The organism is Pseudomonas sp. IT-347P, from assembly GCF_949768005.1.
Taxonomy (GTDB): domain Bacteria; phylum Pseudomonadota; class Gammaproteobacteria; order Pseudomonadales; family Pseudomonadaceae; genus Aquipseudomonas.
Window position 1 is genome coordinate 1 of sequence record NZ_CATKPQ010000023.1, and the last position, 1,313, is coordinate 1,313.

The following is a 1,313-nucleotide window of genomic DNA, read 5'->3' on the forward strand; positions in this document are numbered from 1 at the left end:
TGTCTAGTCCTGAAATAGGTTTACACCTGTTTCAGCCTCAAAACGCCCGATGCACCGCATCGGGCGTTTTGTATTTCAGCGACAGATGAGGCCGCTCGTTGTTATAGATCTGCACCGACTCGTCCACCATCCGGATGGCCTCTGCAAAATTTTTGGGACGATGCAGCAATAACTCGTTTTTCAAAATCCCGTTCACACGCTCAGCCAACGCGTTTTGGTAGCAGTCGTAGCCATCGGTCATTGAGCAGGTGATGCCGTATTTGGCATGCAGCCGCTGATAAAGCTCGGAGCAGTATTGGACGCCTCTATCCGAGTGATGCACCAAACATTGCTTCGTTGTCCGCTGCTTGAGGGCTTTGTTGAACGCCTGGATCACCGATTCGGTGTGCAAGCTTTCATGGACATGGTGCCCCACGATTTTTCGGGAGTACGCATCGGTGATCAAACTCAGATAAGCCACACCCGTTTGCGTCGGTAAGTAGGTGATGTCCGCAACCCATACTTGCTCTGGCGCCTTGGCAACTACCTGAATCGGCCCATCTTTAAGCAGGTTTGGATGCCGGCGAAAGCGATGATGGCTATCTGTCGTTTTGTGATAGGCCCGTCTGCGGGGAACCAGCTCGCGCCGATCTCGCAAGATATCGAATAACCGGTCTCGACCGACCTTTACGGACACTTCTGGCTCAGTGTGCATCAGATTGTGAAGTTTTCGGGTGCCAAGGCGCGGTTGCCTAAGTCGTTTCTCCCTCACGAATCCCATCACTTCCTGGGCATGACGGGCCCGGGCATCACACGCCCGGTTGCGCTTGTAATAAGCCTGACGGGAAATCCCCATGAACTGGCAAGCCCGACTAATGCTCAGGTCTTGGATCTGCCCTTGGGAGAGGACTTGCCGGATCGCTTTTTTACGACAGAAACTCCGAAGTCGTTCTTTAAAACATCAACGACAGCTTCGAAAAACTGAGCTTTCTGGTTGGCTTGGGCCAGCTTTTCTTCAAGCTCTTTGATTCGCTGTTCGGGTGTCAGTGGTTTATCGGGCTCATCCATGGAACGGGGTCTCTTGGAGCGAATGGACGCGCCTTGACTCCAGTCCTGCCGACCATGCCTGCGTAACCAGTTCAGTACGGTCGATTTACCCTGAATGCCATAGCGCTCTTGAGCCTCTTTATAACTCAACTCGCCTTTTTCGACCTGATCGACGACCGACAATTTAAAGGTCCGCGTGTAATCACGCTGACTGCGCCTCTTTCCTGAATTCATTACTCCCTCCTGAGAGTGGGTCAGAAGGTGTAAACCTTATTCAGGACGAGACA

The 1,313-nt window shown here is 52.4% G+C and carries 1 protein-coding gene; it reads right to left on the reverse strand.

The window, feature by feature from the left end; translation table 11 throughout:
• Positions 1-37: 37 nt before the first annotated feature.
• A protein-coding gene (locus ACM6IV_RS12720; protein ID WP_311883164.1) for an IS3 family transposase occupies positions 38-1,260 on the reverse strand; the annotation gives its coding sequence in 2 pieces (ribosomal slippage) (positions 38-909 and positions 909-1,260; 1,224 coding nt in all).
• Between the last annotated feature and the right edge of the window lie 53 nt (positions 1,261-1,313).